This is a genomic window from Clostridium sp. AF19-22AC, assembly GCF_003479085.1.
GTDB classification, from domain to species: Bacteria; Bacillota; Clostridia; order Lachnospirales; family Lachnospiraceae; genus Faecalicatena_A; species Faecalicatena_A orotica.
Genome location: NZ_QUGN01000001.1, coordinates 378222 through 400698, shown reverse-complemented (window position 1 = coordinate 400698; position 22477 = coordinate 378222). Strand labels below are relative to the sequence as shown.

18 protein-coding genes are annotated in these 22477 nt (G+C 48.5%); 2 read left to right on the top strand and 16 right to left on the bottom strand.

The genetic code is table 11. The features are described 5' to 3' along the window. Window positions 1–90: 90 nt before the first annotated feature. The 9 genes from DWX43_RS01800 to DWX43_RS01760 all read right to left on the bottom strand — a co-directional run bounded on the left by DWX43_RS01800 (window position 91) and on the right by DWX43_RS01760 (window position 13285). Entirely contained in the window at window positions 91–2979 is a 2889-nt protein-coding gene (locus DWX43_RS01800; protein WP_109731547.1) for a glycoside hydrolase family 3 protein, read from the bottom strand. 114 nt (window positions 2980–3093) lie between these two features. After that, entirely contained in the window at window positions 3094–3540 is a 447-nt protein-coding gene (locus tag DWX43_RS01795) for a DUF126 domain-containing protein (protein ID WP_242996070.1), read from the bottom strand. Window positions 3541–3555: 15 nt separating this feature from the next. Beyond that, window positions 3556–4833, bottom strand: coding sequence for an aconitase X (locus DWX43_RS01790; RefSeq protein ID WP_243099229.1), 1278 nt, complete (start codon window positions 4831–4833; stop codon window positions 3556–3558). A gap of 16 nt (window positions 4834–4849) precedes the next feature. Further along, window positions 4850–6898 (bottom strand): FAD-dependent oxidoreductase, encoded by a 2049-nt coding sequence (locus tag DWX43_RS01785; RefSeq protein ID WP_118618410.1) that lies wholly within the window; start codon window positions 6896–6898, stop codon window positions 4850–4852. Beyond that, a complete protein-coding gene (locus DWX43_RS01780) occupies window positions 6882–7790 on the bottom strand; it encodes an ABC transporter permease (RefSeq protein WP_147356282.1) in 909 nt (302 codons plus the stop codon). Before DWX43_RS01780 ends, DWX43_RS01785 begins: the two co-directional genes overlap by 17 nt. A gap of 143 nt (window positions 7791–7933) precedes the next feature. Further along, a complete protein-coding gene (locus tag DWX43_RS01775) occupies window positions 7934–9313 on the bottom strand; it encodes a hypothetical protein (protein WP_118618406.1) in 1380 nt (459 codons plus the stop codon). A gap of 7 nt (window positions 9314–9320) precedes the next feature. Next, entirely contained in the window at window positions 9321–10112 is a 792-nt protein-coding gene (locus DWX43_RS01770) for a carbohydrate ABC transporter permease (RefSeq protein WP_118618526.1), read from the bottom strand. Window positions 10113–10188: 76 nt separating this feature from the next. Next, complete coding sequence (locus DWX43_RS01765) at window positions 10189–11106, bottom strand: sugar ABC transporter permease (RefSeq protein ID WP_182440593.1); 918 nt, start codon at window positions 11104–11106, stop codon at window positions 10189–10191. Further along, complete coding sequence (locus tag DWX43_RS01760) at window positions 11048–13285, bottom strand: ABC transporter substrate-binding protein (RefSeq protein WP_118618404.1); 2238 nt, start codon at window positions 13283–13285, stop codon at window positions 11048–11050. Before DWX43_RS01760 ends, DWX43_RS01765 begins: the two co-directional genes overlap by 59 nt. 139 nt (window positions 13286–13424) lie before the next feature. Between DWX43_RS01760 and DWX43_RS01755 the strand changes: the two genes are divergently transcribed. Then, on the top strand, window positions 13425–14108 hold the full coding sequence (locus DWX43_RS01755; protein WP_118618402.1) for a response regulator transcription factor: 684 nt from the start codon (window positions 13425–13427) through the stop codon (window positions 14106–14108). After that, window positions 14098–15393: a HAMP domain-containing sensor histidine kinase gene (locus tag DWX43_RS01750; protein ID WP_118618400.1), complete on the top strand. Its 1296-nt coding sequence runs from the start codon at window positions 14098–14100 to the stop codon at window positions 15391–15393. The genes DWX43_RS01755 and DWX43_RS01750 overlap by 11 nt, the downstream gene beginning before the upstream one ends. On the opposite strand, the gene DWX43_RS01745 is transcribed toward DWX43_RS01750, so the two are convergent. The 7 genes from DWX43_RS01745 to DWX43_RS01715 are packed head-to-tail and all read right to left on the bottom strand — an operon-like array spanning window position 15384 to window position 22470. Then, window positions 15384–16574 carry an amidohydrolase family protein gene (locus DWX43_RS01745; protein WP_118618398.1) on the bottom strand — a complete coding sequence of 397 codons (1191 nt, stop codon included), beginning with the start codon at window positions 16572–16574 and terminating at the stop codon, window positions 15384–15386. The two genes, DWX43_RS01750 and DWX43_RS01745, sit on opposite strands and share 10 nt — an antisense overlap. A gap of 30 nt (window positions 16575–16604) precedes the next feature. Further along, complete coding sequence (locus tag DWX43_RS01740) at window positions 16605–17309, bottom strand: hypothetical protein (RefSeq protein WP_109731539.1); 705 nt, start codon at window positions 17307–17309, stop codon at window positions 16605–16607. Between the two features lie 22 nt (window positions 17310–17331). Further along, a complete protein-coding gene (locus tag DWX43_RS01735) occupies window positions 17332–18036 on the bottom strand; it encodes a DUF5058 family protein (protein ID WP_109731538.1) in 705 nt (234 codons plus the stop codon). Between the two features lie 3 nt (window positions 18037–18039). Then, window positions 18040–19215: a M20 family metallopeptidase gene (locus DWX43_RS01730; protein WP_182440592.1), complete on the bottom strand. Its 1176-nt coding sequence runs from the start codon at window positions 19213–19215 to the stop codon at window positions 18040–18042. Continuing rightward, window positions 19208–19954 carry a hypothetical protein gene (locus DWX43_RS01725; protein ID WP_109731536.1) on the bottom strand — a complete coding sequence of 249 codons (747 nt, stop codon included), beginning with the start codon at window positions 19952–19954 and terminating at the stop codon, window positions 19208–19210. The genes DWX43_RS01730 and DWX43_RS01725 overlap by 8 nt, the downstream gene beginning before the upstream one ends. Window positions 19955–19958: 4 nt before the next feature. After that, a complete protein-coding gene (locus DWX43_RS01720; RefSeq protein ID WP_118618394.1) occupies window positions 19959–21014 on the bottom strand; it encodes an NAD/NADP octopine/nopaline dehydrogenase family protein in 1056 nt (351 codons plus the stop codon). A 43-nt stretch (window positions 21015–21057) separates the two neighbouring features. Beyond that, complete coding sequence (locus DWX43_RS01715) at window positions 21058–22470, bottom strand: MmgE/PrpD family protein (protein ID WP_118618392.1); 1413 nt, start codon at window positions 22468–22470, stop codon at window positions 21058–21060. Between the last annotated feature and the right edge of the window lie 7 nt (window positions 22471–22477).

The following is a 22477-nucleotide window of genomic DNA, read 5'->3' as shown; positions in this document are numbered from 1 at the left end:
CAAATCGAGGGTATATCCGGCCGCGTTATGCCGCGCACCGGACATGCCCTCAATTATTTATCATCTATTATCCGCAGATTCCATATCTTATTATTTAGAAAGATCCTGAATTTCTGCATTTGACTGCTTTTTCTTTAAGAGTCGTCCTGTCGTGATGACCACTACACACAGTACGATAATTCCTGCTGCAACATCCAGTGCCACAAGCAGCTTCATCCAGAGCGGCATAACGGACACAATCCTGCTTCCTGCCGAAAGGCCATTCATGGCATTGCTGTTTGCCACTGCATATGCGATATGTCCGGACGCTTTCTGCATATTACCTATAACCGTTGGTGTCATCTCGGCATCGGAGAGCTTCCACAGGCCGGCATCCGTATTCAGCCACAGGTCAGTCCCAGCTTCAAGTCCCTCCCTTAAATCTTCATAAGCAAATACGTCAAATGATGCCTGATCCGTTACAACGAATCCCTTGAATCCCCATTCCTCCCTCAGTGTAGAAGTCATAAGCCCGTAATGGCCGCCCGACCATCTTGCACCGAGACGGTTCATAGATGCCATCATCCCCAGTGCATCTGCATCGCGGACAGCAATCTCAAACGGCCGTAGGTACAGTTCCCTGACAGACTGCTCATTCGCAAACATAGCCCCGCCGGTTCTGTTGCACTCCTGATCGTTTAATGCAAAATGTTTAACAGTAACGATCACGCCTTTTGACTGCGCACCTTCCACTGTCTTGGCCGCCATCTTTCCCGACAGGAAGCCATCCTCGGAATAGTATTCGAAATTACGGCCGCTGAATGGGGATCTGTGGATATTGCAGGCTGGTGCATACCATACCGTTACCCCGAGGCTGATGCTGTCTTCCCCGATGCACCGGCCAAACTCCCCGGCCAGCTCCACATTCCAGGTAGATGCGATCACAATCTCCGGCGGATATGCCGTCCCGCTCTCTCCGCCTACTAAGGCGCTGGATATCCCCGCTGTCCCGTCCTTGTCTGTCGTTGCCGGAAGCTGTATCGAATCAATCTGCTGCGTAGCGTAGCCCCCGATCCTGACGAGGCTGTCCAGTTCGCTGACGCTCATCTGACGGATCAGAGTATCCCATGCACTGTCTTCCGGGTCCAGATCCATTAAGGCCGCTGTGTTCAGCCTGCCTAGTTCTTCATCAACTGTATCTGTTACAGGTTCCGTCGCATCCTCATCCTCTGTATAGGAAATTTCCAGGTCTGCCAAAAGTCCGTCCGGTGCCTCCCATGTACCATCTTTATATGTCTCCGGCCATGTGCCGTCCCAGTCGCTGCGGCTGAGATACTGATAATCCGGATCATAATAACGGATATCAGTGCTCTCAAACTGATTCGTAATCTCATTTCCCGTTGCCGCTGAGCTGGCATATGTCTCTGTATCAAGCTCCTTTACTGTAACCTCCGCTGCAAAATCAGCATTTCCGTCTTTATCCATTCCGTCTGCTGTGCTCTTTCCCTTTGCAGCGAGAATGTTATTTAATGCATTGTGAGAATCCGTACCTGCCGCGAAATAGTAGCTTCCCGCATCCACAATATACGTTCCTGCACCCTTTGCATCATACGCTTTCATAAGTTCTTTCGGAACGCTGACAGTCACCGTTTCCCCTGCTCCCGCTTCCAGTAAGGATGTCTTTGCGAACCCTGCCAGTTCTGCCGCAGCCTTCTCTATCCCGTTTTCTTTATCATATTCTGTGTAAGGGGACTGCATATAAATCTGGACAATATCCTTTCCTGCCACATCACCTGTATTTTTCACTTTTACGGAAATCTCGTAAGTATCCTCCTGTTCTTCCATCTCGAAATCTGACCATTCAAAGTCAGTATATGAAAGTCCATATCCAAACGGATACTGCACGGATGCCGTATAATCATAGGCCTTGGGATCTTCATTACCCAGAACCACATCCTCGTATCTTGTCTCGTAATAGAGATATCCTACATAGATCCCCTCTCCATATACGAGATACTTGTCTCCACGGTCCACGCTGCTGTTCGCAATCGTGTAATCCCCAAAATTAGCCATGCCCGGAGCGCTCGTTGTGTCATAGGCATAAGTGTCTACCAGTGCGCCTGACGGATTTACCGCGCCTGTCAGCACATCTGCCACAGCATAGGAACCTGTCTGGCCCAATGCACCAGCCCAGAGAACCGCATCGACATCGTATTCTTCCAGTACGCCTAATTCCATAGGATTCGATGTATTGAGCACTACGATTACCTTCTCAAAGTTGTCTGCCGCCATCTGAAGCATATCCCTCTCATTGCCGTCCAGCTGGAGGTAATGATATCCTGTGTCCATTGCTTTTGCGGAATGGTCGGATACCTCGCTTCCCGTGCGTCCGATCATGACAACCGCCGCATCGGCAAACTCTGCAAAGCTTCCCTTCACTTCCTCTGTGTAAACATCTGCCGGGACCTCATTGACCGTAAATGCCCCGACTCCGTAAACATCAGGCTGTGTCTTCCTGTAATCCTTTCCGGCACCCGTGTCATAGAAATCCCACAGGGTGTCATTCAGTGTCAGCCCCCTGTCGGTAAAGGCATCCTTAATGTTAACTGCCACAGATGTATCAATCGTGCTGGCTCCTCCGCCCCCGTAAACCGGGTCCACGCTGTCCTGTCCGAACAGGCTGATCTTCGCACCGTCCCCAAGCGGAAGCGCCCCATCCTGGTTCCTAAGAAGCACGATTCCTTCTGCCTCAAGCTGTGTTCCCAGTTCCTCCAGATGAGCCTTACGCTCTTCTTTGCTGTCAAAATCACTGACAAAGTGTTCTGTCTCCTCACTCTCCGACGATACTACCTTCTGTGTCGGCTGATTAAAATATACAGATATCAGGTTCTGATATTTCAATGCATATGAATTGCCGATAACCAGCCCGATAATGACAGCCGCACATACAATGTAACTGACTGCTGCCGTTACTTTTGAGATTGGTTTTTTTCCCTTCATCTCTTTTTCCTCCCTGTCTTATAATTCACGGAAAGAATATCACAAAAAAATGAAGGTGTTTTCATTCTGGCACATCTTGTATATCTGCTGGCATATCTTGTTCGAAGTTTCTTATCAGCCCACTTCCACTACGCCGTCTTCTTTCACCGTAATGGTCATGTCATCCTTCACATACTCTAAAAATGCTTCTCCCAGTGAATCCACCACCGGCATCGTTACATCATTCAGCCACACGTCCGCCAGAATTGCCCCAGCCCCGGCCAGTGAGTCGATCGGTTCGGAAAACAGCATACACGCCGGCTGCCGTTTCATGGAACAGGCACAGTAAAGAACAAGCCCTCCTGTAGTGGAACCGATGGTTCTCGGCAGGCAGAGTGCCCTGCCCGCCATCTGTTTCCCGTATAAGTCTGTGTTGTTCTGGTCCCCACAGGTTGCCTTCTTATCGCCAAACTGCAGTGCTTTTTGGAAAGACGCCAGTGTATTGAGTCCTTCATGGCTCACAAGCGCCTGTGCAGTCATATTCCCCGGGGTCACAACCCTTCCCTGAAAACTCTTCATCATATCTTACCTCCTTGTTCACCTGGTGATCTGTTCCAGAATTTCCTCATCCGTATAGTATCTCGCACTCGTATAGGTACGGAGCTTATTGCTGGAAGTTATGACAGGCATACTCGTACTCAAAGGATTATTCATATACATAAGGGGGCAGATGTAAGATAAGATTACCCCCGTCTTTTTCAGCCGCGCCGCATAAGGCGTCTCTTCAAACTTTTTCAGCACCGCCGGGGCAGCCGTAAATACGGTAGGAATCACGACTTTTTCATTGCCGGCTTCTTTTAAGCCCCGCTCCACCTTTTCGGTCCAGTTAACAAGCTGGTTCAGACTCATGTGCGGACACCCCATGAAGCACAGCTTTGGCTTTGCCTCTTTGTTTTTCCAGATGACCGGATAGCTGTCATAGACCCTTTTCAGTTCCGCATCGTCGATGACATATACATTCGGATTCTCTTTCAGCAGTGCCTTCTTTTGCTGCACTGCCTCCGGGGTAATTCCCTCCACATGGTACAGCCCCACTGCACCGTTGGAAGCCGTGGCCGCCCCGAAATCCTTCAGGTATGTCCTTGCATCTTCGTCCAGTTCCCCGAGCCATTTGTCCAGTCCGACAATATAAGGGACATCCTCCATGACCTTCATACCAACTGCCGAGCCTAACAGCTGTGCTTCTGGTTTCTCTGTCGTCTTAATTTCAATGATCCAGTCCGCCCTGCGGCCTTCATCCGTCAGCAGTCCGAAATAGGGCACATACCCCACCACGGATCCCATCAGGTCGATAATACCCGAATTACGGTTGCATCTGGCTCCCAGTACGGAATTCGCATATACGACTGCCGAGGACTCTGACCAGGATAGAATGTCTCCCGGCTTCGGTGCATTTCCTACCTCGTCCATATAACAGGTACACGTAAAGGCGTCCCTTTCAAGCAGCCCCAGCTTCCCCAATTGGTCCTCATAGAAATCCTGTTTACTGTACATAAAGTGGTTGAAAACAATATTCTGTATGAAAGAGCTTGGTACATTCTTGTCTAACGGCCTCGGGTCTGCGGTGAATTTCTGTGAGGACACACACCCTGCATCAATCAGTTTCTCCATCAGGTCATATACAGGACCCAGCGCCTTCAGTCCGAAGGAGGTAACCAGATGGTTGTATTCACTGGTAATCGGGACCATCCTGTCTGCCCCGAACAATTCCCCGTAACGGATCATGGTCTCCATAACCTTTGCCATAACCTCGCCTTTGTTGCCGTTTAAGATTGCTTCCTGCTCCTTCGACAGTTTCATTTTATACTTTATCATCGTATCCGGCCTCCCATCATATTTTCATTGCCGTCTCGTACGCGCCCCAGATCACTGACCTGAGATTGCCTACATTCTTACAGTCACCTACCAGATATGCCCCTTTCTTATCCAACGGATCTGGTATATATCCCGCAGAGCTAATGACCGAATCACATGCGATCTCTATGTCTTTTCCATCCTTGGTCCGGCAGATTACAGAACCTTCCTTTACCTCTTTCAAGGTCGTCTCCAGATAAACCGGGACCTTGTGGAGTGCGAACCATTCACGCAAATAAGAACTGTTGGCAAGACAGACACCTGTCTGGGAGATCAGGTCATCCTTCATCTCCACAATGACCGGGTTCTTTCCCATCAATGCCAGTTCATATGCGATCTCGCTTCCGGTCAGCCCCCCGCCGATCACAGCCACCGTGTCACCTGCTTCTGCTCCGTTTAAGAAGTCACATGCCTCGATCATACGCTCATAACCGGGCACATTTTTCAGAAGCCTCGGAACAGAACCCGTGGCTATAATAACAGGGCCGTCCTTAAACGTTTCCGTATCTGTGACTTTGTGGTTCAGATTCACTTTTACACCCAGTACCTCCATCTGGCGTCTGTACCATGCAAGCAGGCTTCTAAGCTTCTCTTTATAGGATTCCGCACTTGCCGGAATAAAAGTTCCCCCAAGGACACTGTCTTTTTCATAAATAACCGGGTCATGCCCCCTGAGTTTTAATACCCTTGCCGCTTCCATGCCTCCGATACCGCCGCCGATAATGGATACCGTCTGGGGCTTTGATGCCTTATGAATATAGTGTTTATCCCACTGCATCGTCTCTGCATTAACCGCGCATCTTGACAAATGCAGGCTGTCGGAAAGTTCCTGGTCATTCGCAACACCCTTGTAATGACACATGTTAAAGCACCCGTTATGGCATAAAATACAGGGACGGATGTCCTCTTCCCTGCCTTCCTTCATCTTTGTAACCCACTCCTGGTCCGCCAGAAACTGCCGTGCAAACCCTGCACCGTCGATTTTCCCTGCGGAAATGGATTTGGCCGCAGTGTATGGTTCCATCCGGCCCGCACATACGACGGGGATATCCACGAACTGCCTGATGTGCTCCACATCCTCCAGATTACAGTTCTCAGGCATATAGATCGGCGGATGTGCCCAATACCATGCATCATATGTACCATTATCACAGTTCAGCATATCATAGCCAGCATCCTGAAGATATTTCACAGCCTTTTCGGACTCTTCCATATCCCTTCCTGCTTCTACGAAATCTTCGCCCGGCAGGGCCCCTTCCCTGAATCCCTTTGTCATGGAACGGACACTGTATCTTAAGGATACCGGGAAATCTTTTCCACATTCTTTCTTAATGGCCTGCACGATCTCCACCGGAAAACGGTAACGGTTTTCGAAAGAGCCGCCATACTCGTCCGTGCGGTGGTTCACATATTTGAGGGTAAACTGGTCCAGCAGATAGCCCTCATGTACCGCATGGATCTCGATGCCGTCCACGCCGGCATCCTGAAGCAGCCTTGCACATTTCGCGAAAGCTTCTACATATTCATGGATCTCCTCCACAGTCAGCTCTCTTGACGGCACCTTATCAGACCACCGGTTCGGTGAAGGGCTGGCTGTCGCCGTAATCTTATCCAGATCCATAAACGGTTTGGAAACTACTCTTAAAAACTTATTTGTGTAAAGAGTCTCCATCAGTCCGCTGATCGTAAAAGAGCGTCCGAAGCCCGCCGTCAGCTGGATAAATAGCTTTGCCCCCGTCTTATGGAATTCCGGGAGCCATGCTTTTAAATCCTCATACATCTTTTTGTTCTTATAAAGCCACTGCCCGAACATCGGGTTGTAGACCGGCTGGCACCCCGGCAGCACCAGTCCGGCGTTATTCTTTGCCACCTCCATGATAAAGCGGGCCCCGTCTTTGTCAAAATGGTTCTTTTCCATCCACCCTAAGAGATTCGTCCCTCCCATAGAAGTTAAAACAATGCGGTTCTTAATCTCACAGTTTCCGATACGCCACGGCGTAAATAAAGGTTCAAGCCTTGGATCCATCCTCATTCCTCCTCTTCCTGTGCATTCCTTTTCTGGTATGAAGCTGCATGCTTCGTGTTATGTCTATTGTAACATACACAGTCAGTATCTGCACGCCTATAAGAACAAGATTCCCTATGACTGCCTGCAGCCACCGTGTCCATATCAGCTGTTCCTGCCAGAATTCCTGATGCCTCGAAAGCTGCCTTACCGCATCCGCCTTCTCCCTCCATAAGTTTTCGTAAAATTCAAAGTCTGACCAGTAAGTAGGGAGATACTCTCTCCCTAATCCTGAAAAACGTATTCCCATGATCAGAATCAGGACAGCAAATACCCCTCCGGTTACCAGAAACAATATTTTAACTGGCCGGCTGGCAGAAAAACCGATTAAAAAGCAGATCATGAACCATGTCACCGCCAGATTCAGGGCAAACAGAATATACGCGGATGAGAAGTAGAACTGTCCGTCAATCACTTCATCCGCGTTTCCAAAATACATTTCCAGTGTTTTGATGCTGTTCTTAACAGACTGCTTTGACGATACTCTGCAGACCGCGATCCCGTCAAAGGCGGCCCCTTGATCTGCCTGGGTGGCGCAGACCATCCTGCTGCCTGACAGAATTCCTGCAACCTGATATTTTTTCCCGCCCAGTTCCACAATATTTCCCACAGCATCTTCTGTCCCAAATAAACACTGTGCCGCTTTCTGGTCCAGCAGGCAGGCAGCCTCCTCATCCTGAAAGAAATACCGGCCAAGGCACAGCGTCACCCCAAACACTGCCTCCGGCTGTCCTTTGATACGATAGCACTTTAACTGCTCTCTTCTTCCTGTGTTCTTTGCTGCTGCCGCTGCCTCACCGTCTGATTTCCACACGGCGGCCAAAGAAAACTCTTCTTTACTGCTACTTTCCATAAAGGCATCGAATGCCCCTTCCGAAATAGTTCCCTCCCGGAAGCGCATACTCAGGTGTTCAGAAAACTCCTCCTGTACAGACATGCGGCTAAACAGCCAAAGATCCACCAACAGTAGAAGTGCTGCCAATATCAGATAACATATTAGTTTTCGTTTTCCTTTATCCGTACCTGATCACCCTCCTCTACATATTTGTCAGAAGATACTATGATTTGGCTGTCTCTTTTAAGACCGCCTTCAACTGCCGCCTTCTCACCGTCTTTTTTTATCACGTTTACATTCACCTTTTTTGCTGCCTGAACAGTCCCAAGCATGCCGGTTTCTTCTGAAAGGACCAGACAGTAGTAGCCAGATGCCCCCTCCCGGAGCGCTGACTGGGGAATAATCTGGTCAAACTCTTCCTCGGTTTCTATCTCTGCCTTCCAGATAAAAGTTTCATTGTATGCCGCTACCATGCCGTCCGGAAGGGAAGCAGACCAAAAAGTAACCTCTGCGGCCGGATCGTCCCCGACGGCTGCATTGCCAGTTTGGCCGGAAAGGATTCCCGTGTTCTCCCCGTCTCTGCCCTGTACCGCTGACTCAATCTCTACTTTATATTTCTCTGATGAAGAAGTTTCAATTTCCACCTGAAGTCCTGCTGCCAGTACCTCTTTCTCCTCTGAACCGGCAGTCCCCTGAAGGCGCCATCCGCTGTTTCCAATCGTCAGTACTTCTGTCCCTGTGGAAATACTCCCTTCCTGCACGCCTGATTTCAGTATCACACAAGTTTTTTCTGCATAGATTTTACCGTCGGCAGCCTGATATTCCTGCAGCTTTTTCAGTTCTTCCTCTGCCTGTCTGATCTGGATGTCCAGATCTTTTATCCCCAATTCAGCAGCCTCCCTGGCATTTGCATCGTTTTCTTCCTGTGCCGCATCCTGCTGGCAGGCTAAATCATAAGCATTCTGGGCATCTGTCACCGCCTGTTCCAAAGACGCTGCTTCCGCCTGAGCACTTTGCACTTCCTGATATAGCTGCTGTTTCAATTCTTCGGATTCCTCCGAATCATAGGCATACTGGGCGTCTGCTTCCTTCTGCCATGCCTGTGCGAGACGGTCTTCGGCAGACTTAAGGGCAAGCGCTGCACTTGCAGAAGCCGGTACCCTCTGTGTCTCCCTCGTGGAAATAAGCTGCTGTTCGCGCCTAAGCTTAAGCTGCTCGACCTCACTTTGTTTCTGCTCAATAGTCTTTAAGAGATACTCCCCGCGAAACTGTACAAGGCATTCGCCCCTCTTCACAGTACTCCCTTCCTTTGCGGCTTTTTCTACCTGCTGGCCCGGCCAGAGGAAAATCTGCTCTTCTTTCTCAGGCACAATCTTCCCGCTCCCCGTGTAGGAATAGGTGAGCCGTCCCCTTCTTACTTTGTCCACGTTCACCTGTGCAACCATCAAAGATGCCGCCGCCCTTGCAATAATAGTACATACCGCCATTGCGATAAAAAATCCGGCCAGAATGCGAACCGCAAGTTTTTTCTTTTTATCCATATTCTGTCTACCCCTTTAGCCCTGATGCAGCAATCCCCTGTTCCAGATAATCCTGTCCAAAGAAGAACAAAAGAAGTGCCGGCACCAGCATAATCATAGAAGCTACAAACGCAAGAGAAGCATTTTTCTCTATAATCTGCGGCAGATACAGTGACATTGGCCAATACGCCGCTGTCTTTAAATATGTCATGGGCTGCTCAATCGCGTTCCAGCTCTCCAGAAATCCTAAGATGAGGATTGCAAAGATCCCCGCCTTTCCCAATGGCAGTCCTATGGACAGGAAAATCCTGAACTCGTCCGCCCCGTCCACCTTCGCCGTTTCAATGATCTCTCTCGGAACTGCTGCAAAAGTTTTCCTTAAAATGAAGACCGGAAGTGTGGAAAACATTCCCGGCAGGATGATTGCTGCAAACGTATCCATCAGATGTATTTTGTTTAAAACCAGATATCCGGAAACCATCGTCACCTGAAACGGCAGGATCATCAGAAGCATATAAAGGAACCACAGCACATTCTTTCCCGGAAACCTGAAATTGGCAAATGCCCATGCGGCCGGGACTGCCACAAGAAACTGCCCCAGCAGGATTCCCCCCGTCTGTATGCAGGAATTCCAGAAAGACGTAAAAAACTCCGGTGAATCCAGAAGGATCTGCACGTATGCACGAAGCGTGGGATATGCAGGAAAGAACCTGAATCCCGCCATCCCTTTCATCCCTGACAGAACCGCACCACACACTTCCTTGAGCTCTCCGCTTCCCATAAACGAATAGGATACGATCAGGAGCAGCGGCGATACCATGATAACCAGTACTAAAAACAGGAACAGACCTGTCACACCATCAAATAACTGCCTCTTCTTCCTTCTTACGCCCCCGCTATTTCCTTTGCTCTTCCTTTTTCTCCCGGCAGTTCTTCCAAAATTCCTCACCGCTTAAGATCCCTCCTATCAACAGCACCAGCATCACCGCTGCGGCTGTCATTTTCTGGATATCCAGACTGGTAAACCAGTTGTTAAACAAATGCTGCAGCATATAGATGCTTTTGTCCGGATAATCCCCTGAGAGCAGGTATGCTTCACGAAAGACACGGAACGCATTGATAAAGGAAAGAAGCCCCGTTACAAATATCGTCTCTGCCAGCTGGGGCAGGGTGATATAGCGAAAAAGAGCCCACCGCCCTGCACCCTGTACCTTAGCCGCATCATACTGCTCCTTCGGTATTGCACTTAACCCTGCCAGCCACAGCACCATGTCATATCCAAGATTCTTCCACACGTAACAGGCAATCAGCACCCAGAAAGCACTGTCCGAAGAGAGCCAGTCCGCCCCTTTCCCTCCAAACTGCCTAAGGAACAGGTTCAGCCAGCCATGCCGGTCGAATATCATTTTAAAGCAGACTGCCACAGATGCCACCGGCAGTGCCATCGGAAGCAGGAACCCGGTTTTCATAAGTTTCTGGTATGTTTTGCTCTGTTGGACGAATACCGCAATACTAAGGGACAATGTAAGAAGCAGCGGGATACAGACCAGCATAAACTTCGCTGTATTGCCTGCCGCCCTTTGGAAAGCTTCGTTTTGAAGCACAGTCCGGTAATTCCCAAACCCTACAAACACGTGTCCGGATGCCTGTAAAAAGGAGCGCCGGAAGACATCCAGAAAGGGAAGGAAGACGAACCCTCCCACTCCCAAAAGACTTGGGAGCAGGAACAGGTATGCCGTCCGGTATTCCGTCTTCTTACTCTGCGAGATAGGTATCCGCCTTCTGCGCAATGGTCTCAACTGCTTCATCCACATCGATACTGCCCTCCAGATATTTTTCCGCGTTCTCCTGATAAATGCCCCATACGGCACGGTCCTGTATCAGAGGTTTGGTCAGTGTCCGGCTCATGTCAAGCAGGCCCCGAAGTTCTTCCTCCGTCACTGCATATCCAAATGCAATAAACTCCATTTCTCCATCTTCTGTTTCAAATCTCCATCCACTGCTAAGTGAATTCATATATGTACTATCAAGTTCTTCCTTCAGGCCGTCCATTGAATCTGCCAGAACCGGAAGTCCCTCTTTCTGCTGCACCGACTGTACCTCTTCGGACAGCAGGAATTTTAGGAATTCCTCTGCCAAATCCTTCTGGGTGCTGTTCTGGTTCACTCCCACGATACCGACCGGATGATACAGATTCTGGATGGATACCGGGGACAGGCTTAGCTCACGCATAATTCCATAAGGGAAGGTCATGCCGGGCACGCTGGAAATCTCCGCGGTTTCTGCTGTATCCGGATGCTTTATAATCCCAAATTCTGCCCAACTGGTGAATATCCCCGCGGAATCCTTGTACTTCTCTGTAATATCGTTTCGTTCTTCGAATTCTTTTGTCCCGGCATTTTCACAGATTTTTTCTTCCAGTTCAAGGAGTGTCCTTAGCTTCTTCTGATCGACTTTACCGTTTGTTTTCACAATCTCTTCGTGATATAGCTGAAAGAGAAGATCTCTGATGTACCAGTGGTCAGGAAAGCTAAAAACAGTTGCATCAGGCTCTTTGTCCAGATAACGTTCCAAAGAATCAATTGACTCTAATGCATCCCGGACTTCCGGGCTTCCATACATAATTGGAATCCTGAATTTTATTGGCAGGGCATAAATCCTGCCATCCTTCTGCGCCGTATTTTCTAAAATGTTATCCAGATAGGAATCTTCGGCTGTCAATTCCTTCGTGAAGTCTGTCAGGTCCGCCAGTGTCCCTTTTTCTATATAGGCATCCAGGGGCAGGCCATCCATAAGCAGCACATCTGCGCCGTTTCCACTGAGCAGTTCCGTATTCAGTGTCCGGATATCATCTGAAGTCACTTCGCTGTCCTCTTTGCCTGATGTATGGAAATCTACCCTGACATCCGGGTTCTTCCTCTGGAATTCCTGAATCCCCTGACGAACCGTATCATTGTCCGACAAGCCAAACACAGTCAGTGTCTTTTCCGGTACTGCTGAGATATCCGGATCATAAACATAATGCTTCAGGTTATAATCATAGTCCTTATTCTGCCCGTAAAGCACATAGAAATCGTCATCACTTCCCATGATTACGGAACCGGCCCTGTATTTGGGCTGTCCCATCATTCCCATGCCGCCGTCCATCATAATTTCCGTCATATCACTGCCAATCTGGCAGCGGCTGATTCCTTTTTCGGAGACAGCATACCAATTGCTGCCATCACTGCATAATGCAGGCCATTCACCCTTTTCAAATGTTAATTTACCTTTTGTTTCAAGGCTTTTGGCATCATATATCTTGCAGATGCCATCCTCTGCCTGGACTGCTATACTTCCGTCCTTTCCTTTTGCAAGCCTTCCATAACCGGAAAATGCATCGCCGTAATAAGCAGAATCCACCTCCATAATAGTTTCCAGTGTATCCGGTGAGATGACCACGGCCTTCAAATTATTCAGATCGTTCAGCCAGTAGTTTCCTTCTTTGTCTATCACCATATTTTGAACCATCATGTACTGGTTTCCCGATTTCTCTGTCACATAAGGGATTTCGAGAATCTCTCCCGCACTTCCTACTTTCCCGCGGCATATAATGTCCGGGGTCCCCGCAGTGCCCTGCATGATTACCACCTGTGTGCCATCATCAGACTCCTGTACATCCCGCACCTTGCCGATCGTCGGCATTCCTTCATCGTGCAGTCTGCTGAACCAGTCAAGGTCAGTCTCTTCCCATTTTCCATCCACATATTCGTACCGGGCGATTTCCGCCCTCAGGTAGTTGCTTGCAAACAACAGCGGATTGCCATCCTTTGACTGTAAAAAACTTATGAATTGCTCCTGTCCCTCCTTCACCGGGAATTCTATGTCCTTTTCAACATACCGCCCTTTTCCGGAGGACTTCTTTTTACCATCGCCCTTACAGCCCGTAAGCCCCCCGGCTGCCAATGATAAAATCAACAAAAATACAATTGTATATTTCCACATATTTTTCATAACACCCCTCCTTACATTCTTTATTATCTATCATACAGAAACTATCTCAAAAAATCTTGAAAGCCAGATTCTTTTTTTAAAGATTTTTTTGAGATTTATCTGCTATAATGTTTTTATTACAGGACGAGGGGGACTAATTATGCACATTTTGATCATAGAAGACGACAAAGAACTCTGCGATGCTCTTAAGCTTCAGCTAAAAGCCAGAAACCATTCTTCTGACTGCTGCCATAAGGGAAGTGATGCTTTATACCATGCCCTGAACGGCTCGTACGAACTGATCCTGCTGGACAGGATGCTTCCTGAGATTGACGGGCTGTCCATCCTGCGCGCCATACGCCAGAACCATATCACGGTCCCGGTAATCCTGACTACCGCGTTAGATACTGTAAACGACCGGATCGACGGGCTGGACTGCGGTGCCGATGATTATCTGGTCAAACCTTATGCGATTGAAGAACTGATGGCGCGAATCCGCGCTCTTTCCCGGCGCCCGGCCATCCTTTCCGAGCATCAGGACCTTGCTTTTAGCGACCTTTCTTTTACACCTGATACCCGGATTCTGAAGTGTAACGGGCTGGAACTGCGGCTCTCCGGCCGGGCTGCCCTGCTGATGGAATACTTTTTACGCAATCCCGAAAAGACACTGACGAGGGAACAGATATTCCTGCGGATCTGGGGCGCGGATACTGCCGTAGAAGACGGGAATTTAGACACTTATATTTATTTCCTGAGAAAACATCTGAAGACATTGCGCAGCGAGACGGTTATATCAACCATGCACGGCCTGGGCTATCGTCTGGAGGGACCACATGTTTCGTGAGTTTAAGAAAAACCTGATATTTTTATATACGTTAAGTACGGGACTGATTCTAACCCTGATTGTTGTTCTTACGTTTCTTTTTTCCCTGATATCTCAGGAAAACAAACGGCAGTCGCTGTTCCAGAATCATCTGTTTACGCTGACTTCCAGACTGCAGACAGATAATACGGTTACCGATTCCTATCTGGCAGAAATGGAAACGCTGAATGAACTGATTATTTATATCGAAGAAAACGGGCACCCCCTGTTCTTCCCCGGTACATATGAAACCACCAAGAACCGGGATTTTCTGCTGGAGCAGGCTGGCAGACAGGCCAAAAAAGAAGGAATCTATGAGGATTCCCTGCCAGTCTCCTCAAACACGTTACAAAGCTCCGTCTTCCGTACAAAAGGACAGCACCATGATACATGGCTTGGAAGCGTGCTGGTTATCCGCACAGATTCCGGCTATAAAAAACTAATCCTCTTATCCGATGAAAGCGGTGAACATTTCCGCATCCTGATTATGGGGCTTTTGTTTCTGTTGGCGGACTGCATTGGAATCTTCCTGCTCTATCTGGCCGGAAGGCGTTTTGTCCGCCGTGCATCAGCACCCTTGGAGGAAAGTTATCAGAAACAGCAGGACTTTGTGTCAGCGGCCTCCCATGAATTACGCTCCCCGCTTGCCGTCATTCAGGCAAATGCTGCAGCCATTGCGGATGCCCCCTCAGAAATGCCACGGCTATTGTCCGTCATACAAAAAGAATGTGACCGGGGCAGTTCCCTGATTAAGAATCTTTTGCTTCTTGCGAATATGGATTCCAATCACCTGACAATACAGAAAGAGAACGTAGAAATCGACGAATTACTTCTGCATCTTCTGGAGCTGTATGAACCTGTCTTCCATGCAAAAAACAGCAGCCTGCTGCTCGAGCTCCCGGATATGGTCCTGCCCCGGATAAAAGCGGACCCGGTACTCTGCCTGCAGATCTTCACCATCCTGTTGGATAATGCGGCTGCTTACGGGCTTGAAAACAGCAGGCATCCGAAGATTTTACTGAAAGCAGAAGTCTTGCAGGGCCATGTTTCTGTCTCCGTAGTTGATTACGGAGCCGGGATACCGGAAGAAGAAAAAGGCCGCATTTTTGACCGCTTCTACCGTGGCGACAAGTCCCGGAGTAAGAAAGAACACTTTGGACTGGGTCTCTCTATCGCTTCGGAACTTGCCAGGGTTCAGGGGGCCAGGCTGAGGGTGGAGGATACGGACGGGGGCGGTAGTACCTTTATCGTCGAATTTTATGTATGATATACTGTTTCGCCGTTTAGATATACTGTATTGACATTTTCAAGTGCATGGATATCTTTTGACGCATCTCCGTTTACAATCAGCAGGTCTGCGTACAGCCCTTCCTTCAGCTGTCCTACCTGGTCTTCCATGCCAAGGACCTTTGCGCCATTCATAGTCCCTGTCTGGATTGCCTCAAGAGGCGTAAGACCATATTCTGTCATATATGCAAGTTCCTTTGCGACAAAGGTATCTGTCCGTCCGGCTGCCGTAATATTATCCGTCCCGGCGCCTACGAGCACCCCAATGTCATAATACTCTTTAAAATGATCTTTATACATATCGGCCGCCGCCTTGCAATAGTAATACTCTCTCGGTTTTTCTTCTATATTTTCGTACTTCTTTTCCAGATTCTCATAAATGACTGTATAGGGGAGGATCGTCGGGGTCCACGCAATTTTCTTACCGGCCATCTCCTGTATCTGTTCCCTCGTAACAAATGTTGCATGTTCAATCGTATCAAACCCAGCCTTGATACACATACCAATGGAAGGCTGTGTCCCGGAGTGCACGGTTATCTTAGCCCCCAGCCTGTGGCATTCCCTGACCGCCGCATCCAGTTCTTCCTGACTGTACTCGCAGAGGTCTGACCGGTGGCTTGTCATGATTTTGATCCATTTGCTGCCATGCTTGATCCGGGTCCTGATTGCCCTTTGAAGTGCGACAATACCGTCAGTCTCTTCCACGCCTTCTCCCAGCCCAAATGAGCTCCCGTGCCCTCCCGTAATGCACAGTGCGCTGCCGCAGTATTCCATCCTCGGAATTTTGAAAAATCCCATTCTGGATGCCTCTTTCATCGTCATGCACACCCCTTCCGGAGAACCTACGTCCCGAAGTGTTGTCACACCGCGTTTAAATGCATCCTGTGCATACTTTTGGGTAATATATGCCATCATGTAATCGTTCTGCATCTGGGGCGCCGGCCTGCACCCCCAATGCCCCAGATGTGCGTGTAAATCAATCAGCCCCGGAAGCAGCGTACTTCCCGGATATGATATGACTTCTTCTCCCGGATATGCTGTCTTTACTGCTGAACATGTTCCAATCTTCCCTATTCTCCCGCCCTCATCTATGCGGATAGCGGAATCTTCTAAAACGGTTGCACCGTCGCCGGTCACAATTTTATCTGCTGCAATGATCATACAGAATCCCTCCTGTTTTGTTTCTCAGAATCAGATTTTTCCTTTTTTATACATCCAGAGAGCAAACGCAATTGTTCCGAATGTTCCGACGAGTGATGTCACATAGCTCGGGTTTGGGCCGAGGAAGCTGAATACGCCCTTCTTTACCATGAAACAGAATGAAATCCCGAGCAGTAATGCAACCGGTACGATCTTCGGCTTTGTCATGGCGAACTGTACAAATACGGCTCCGAAGAGTGCGGGCAGCAGATAGTTAAATGCATCCAGCACTCCCTGGGGGAGATAACTCATAATAACGCTGCTGAGGATTGCTCCGACTGCCAGTACGGGCACATTAACAAACACAGACGTACAAATGCCAAGTGTTGAAATGATGGAGCCTTCCGGCGTCCCCTGCTCTACCCCTGCTTCTTTCTGTGCCATAACCGCACAGGGCACACGCATATTCGATGTATTTCCTGCAACAACATTGATGTAAGTTCCTGCCGAACCTACAATCGGGAAATTGGAAATCGGTTCTACAAACCATACAACCCCGATCGCACTTGCGATGGAAAGCCATCCTGTCAGTACTGCCGCCCAGGGGATTTCGATCCCATATACAAGGGCAACAAGAATCGCAGGGATAAAGCAGAAAACAACACAGATATAGTTGCCTATTTTACCGCTTTTATGGATTCCTTTTAAGTAACTGTTCTGATAAATATCCTCTCTTACCTCTTCTGGTTTTAACATATTTTTACCCTTCCTTTCTATTCTACAAAAGTGCCGTGATAATCATTGCCGGGAAAATCGCGATTGTCAGGTTCCATTGTGAAAGCCATTTGATGTTTTTTGTTTTGGCAATGATGCACGCTGCTGCCATGATTGCTGCACCTAACAGACAGGATATTGTTGTCTTATCTATTGCAGTCAGGTAGGTTGCGTTGTTCGCGCCAAGCGCACCAAGCAGGGCTCCTGTTGAAATAACAGGTAATATGGACCTTCCAACTTTTTTTACAATTTTATTCTGGATCTTGTCCATCTTATCAGAAGCAAAGGTTCCAAACAGTACCCAGGGAATAGATCCTAAAATCATAACAAGGAGTGCGGCCATGAATCCATTCTCCGTCATCTTATCAACACCGACCTGAATCCCCGTTGCTCCTGCACCAAATCCTGCCGCCATCAGTTCGAACATGGAATTTCCTACAAAGGACAGCCGCATGAATGCCACCGGGCCCCCCATGATTGCCATGACGGCAAACATTCCTGCGAGGCAGGCGATAGACGGTCCGATTGCCGTAATTGCACTTGTTTTGATCGCAGCCTTTAGCTGGCTTTGCTCCAGCCCTATCTCCTGTCCTGTTTTATAGGACTTCTTCCATGTCCTTCCGGCCAGAAACAATAAGAATAACACCGGCAGTCCGCATCCCAGCCACATAAGCGGGCTGTTCAATTGAGTTAAATCCATTGTCTTCATACTTTATTCCTCCTCTTTTTCCTTTAATAGTTCTTCTTTTGCTTTTTCAATAAGTTCTGGTTTGTTAAATAAATCCATTCCTGTCATCGCCAGTGCCGTTGCCGCCCTGACTGCAATATCTGCACCTCGTTTTCCCCCACAGGCTTCTGCAAATGCTTCTGAGTGCGGTATTGCCGGGCTTCCAACTCCAATCATGATCTGGAAGGTCGGGATTCTGTGTGAAATATTCCCGACGTCACTGGACCCAAGGCCTTCTGATGCATTTCTTACATCGATCTGCTCCCCCATATCCGCCATATTTTTTTCAGCCAGCTGAAGAAGTACTTCACTATTTTTCAAATTCATGTAAGAAATACCGATCTCCCGGATGTCCACCGTACACCCTGTAGAAAGTGCAGCACCTCTGGCACAGTTTTTTACACGTTCTACCAGTTCCTCTAATTCCTCCTTCGTCTTCGCCCGGATTCCAAACTGCGCTTCTGTGAGGTCCGGAATCACGTTTGTCACTACGCCGCCCTGTTTTATAATCCCGTGGATTCTTGTGTCCGGTTTTACGGTTACCCGCATCCCGTTTACATTGTTGAACATCTGTATCACAGCCTCCACAGCACTGATGCCCTTTTCCGGGCAGGCTCCTGCATGGGCTGCCCGGCCGTGGAAGGTAAACGAATAAGCGCTGATTGCAAGCAGAATATCATTGATCACAGTCTTATTACCCGGATGGAACATCATGGCACAGTCTATATCATCCATGACCCCTGCCTGGTAGAGGAGCTCTTTTCCGCCCCCGCTTCCTTCCTCCGAAGGTGTCCCGAGCACAACGACATTCCCGTCATATTCCCCCATAGCTTCCGCAAGCCCTGCGCCTGCCATCACCGCAGAGGATGCGATAATATTATGGCCGCAGGAATGTCCGTTGGGAAGTGCATCGTATTCACAGAAAAATCCAACTGTCGGCCCCTGCCCTTTTCCTTTTCTCTCTGCACGAAACGCAGTCTCAAGCCCTGCTACACCCATTTCTACTGTAAACCCATGTTTCTCAAGAAAATCCTTCAATGCAGCACTTGCTTTGTATTCGTGAAATCCCAATTCCGGATTCTCAAAAATGTACTCACAAAGCTCCGTGATTTCCTCTCTGTTCCTCTCAATTACTTCCGTTATTTTCTCTTTCTTATACACGGCTCTGCCTCCTTTCCTCTTCTTCCCTGTAATATTCGGCAATCGGCAGGTGGTCTGCCGGAAGCCCCAGCCTTTTCAATGCGGAATAAATGATAATCTGGTTCACCGAAAATAACGGCAGCTTTATCAAAGATTTCAATTCCTCTATAATAGGCCGCAGCTTGTAGGTGGGACTGTCGAAAAAGACTGCCTGTGCCCCCCTGAAATCTTCCTTTCTTGCCTTCTCGAGAATCAAGGCGCTGTCAACCTGGTCAATTCTCAGTCTGTCTTCACTAGGCTCGTCAAAAATATTAATAAGATTCGTAACTTCAATATCATGGTTACGGAAGAATAACTGCTCCAGAAGCCCTAATTCCACGCCAAATGCCGAAACGATTGCGATCTGTCTGATTCCAAGTGTTTTGAAACACTTCTTTGTCTCCAGAGCAGGCACAATGACCGGACGGCCGCTTCGCTGTTCCAGTATATTTACAATTTCATAGCCCTTTATCGCACTTCCTGTGAGGCTGGGTACGATGATGATATCCGGGTCCTTGTCTATAAATTGATCCAATGCACCCGGGAGTGCATCTAAGAACCCCATCAGACCATCGTAGGAGACTAGCTCCAACGGCGCATAAGCCATAACGATTTCCACATTATCCGGAAATCCGACAGCAAACTCTTCTTCCATCACCGAACTTTTCGTATTCCTGACATTGATCACTCCTACTACATACTTTTTCCCGCTCTTTTCCATATAGTTATTTTTCTCCTGTCTCAAGATATCTGTTGATTTCCTCCGGCTCCATCCCACTTAAACCGAAATATGCAGCGGTCCTCCCTAATTGGTAGAAGGGTGTCTCATTGAGTGACGATGCAATGGCAAGCAGGCCCTCACACAGCGGTGTTTCAATGCCATACTCTTTTGCCAGAGATAAAAGCAGGCTGTTCCCTGCATAAGCATCTTCTGTAATATACCGGTGATGGACACTCGTCGGGCCTTCCAGCCCCCTGAATATTTCCAGCTCCGGGTGCCTGTCATATTCCATGAGGGCTTCTATCTGCCCGACAGCCCGGCCCATCTCATAGCCCATTTTTTCCATCACCAGTGCCTTTTCCTCTTCCACGCCACGGATAAGTGACGCAACGGAAGGACACAGGCCGTCTCTGTAGAGGCGGAAGTCCTCCATTGTCTCCATCTTGGTGATTCCCAGTATGCTTCCCGCAAGATGGATAGAAGTATTGGGGGAGTTTAATGCCGCTTCAAATACATTCTTCACGGGATGGCACGGGTAAACCTGATTCATTGCTTCGATAAACTTATCATTATCCTGTGCCGGAAATGCCGCCATCCCTTTTTCCTTGTATGGGAATGCACTAATCAGTTTTCCGTCCGGAAGCAAGCGGCACGGATAAATATTCCCCTGCATTTCCCCCACTAACACATCCTTGTCCCCTATCTTATTCTTCAGTATGATAGAGGCGCAGTTTCCGGCTGAAAAGCAGACGACTGTCCCGTCTTTCAGATAAGGAACCGCTAAATCCATAAACTCTTCCTGCCGCTGTGCCATAGCTCCGATCAGGATATATTCCGGGTTCTTCATTGCTTCCGCAATATCCGTCGTAATCGTATGTATAACCGCTTTTCCATTGGCCGCATTCCCGGTAACCTCTATGTATCCCCGTTCTTTTATCTCTTCAATTCCGGCCGCATGTTCTTTAACCTCAAACAAAGTAACATCATGTCCTTTGAGAGACAAATCGGCTGCCATCATAATTCCGGTTCCGCCGCCTCCCATTACAGTAATTCTTTTCATGAGCTTCCCTCCTTATATTGTCAGATCAATTTTCTTTAGACGTCTATACCAGCAGCTCATGAATCTTTGACATATCATCTACATTTTCAAGGTTCAGAACAAAGTCAATGATTTCCTCCGTCCGCTCTGGAGTCAGTGCAAAGGAAGCTTCTCTGCGGAATAAATCACAGAACTCATCTAATGTAAGCATGTCCAGCGGATGTCCTTTGTGCGTTCTCTGCGTCTTCTCGTACACGGTGCCGTCTTTCATTGTAATCGTGACCGTTTTCTCCGGATGGCTGCCATTCTGGTAGATATGGAAACATTCCAGCAGAGTATCTTCTTTATCCGGTCCTGCCTTTACTTTTTTGGCATGTTCTATTAACTTAGGATCTTTAAACATCTCCGGTGTATACCAGTTCGGGCCCGGCTTAGGATCCAGAAGCATCGCTGCAATAACATAAGGAATACTGAACTGTGCCTCCATCAGGCTTTCAAATCCTTCCTCATAGAAATGCATGCGGTATTGTGTCGGAGGGTTTACCACGATTTCTGCAATATCATCTGCATGGATGTTATTCTCTTTCACAAGCAAATCCACTAATTCGACAGGAGTCTGCACCCACATATTTGCAGGCCAGTGCTTCACGAGAATATCCATCATATAGAACCTGTCATCCAGACTGCGGTCCAGCCATGTCCTGTCTACTGCTTTTGTAAGCTGTTCACAATATGCATTGGGAATATCAAAGCAATCCATCAGGTTAGCCACACCATTTTTAGCGCACATTGCCGCAAGAATCCCGTTCTGCGCCGTAATTCCGTATTCATAGTGGTAAGCGTTGCTCATGGTCGCCTGCTGGAGGTTCGAAGGCATTTTCGCAAACAGGACGCTTGCACCAAAGGTCTGGTTCATCTCCTGTTTTGTTAATCCCATCAGCTTTGCCGCAGGTGTGGATGCCGCGAATATCTGCCAGTTGCCTAAGGCCCATCCTTCATTGTGGTCAAAATCATCTGCAGGCTGTACTGCCATAGAAACTCTTTGATAAATCTCAAGGGCCGCCACAACTGCTTCCAGATATGCTTTTCCGTCCTTTTTCAGCCCTTCTGCAACCGCCATCGCCGCCGGGATTGCACCGGCATTCGGATGTCCGGCCCATGCACAGTCCTCCCAGTCCAGCATGTCGGATAATGTCCCATTCGCAAATGCAGCGCTGGCCATTGATAATTTTTCACCGCCGAGCCAGACCGAAGCCTCTCCTCCCTTTCCTCCATTGGCAGCCTCTGCTACTTTTATGGCTGCATCTGACAGTTCGATTGGTTTTGCTGCCAGTGCAACACCCAAAGTGTGCAGGGTCAGCATTTTGGCCCTTTCAATTACCTCGGCGGGAATATCCCCGAACTTTAAATCCACCGCATAATCAGCCAGCTTTTGTGTGTAATCTGTTGCATTCGCTGCAAAATACTTTCTTCCCATCTTTCCA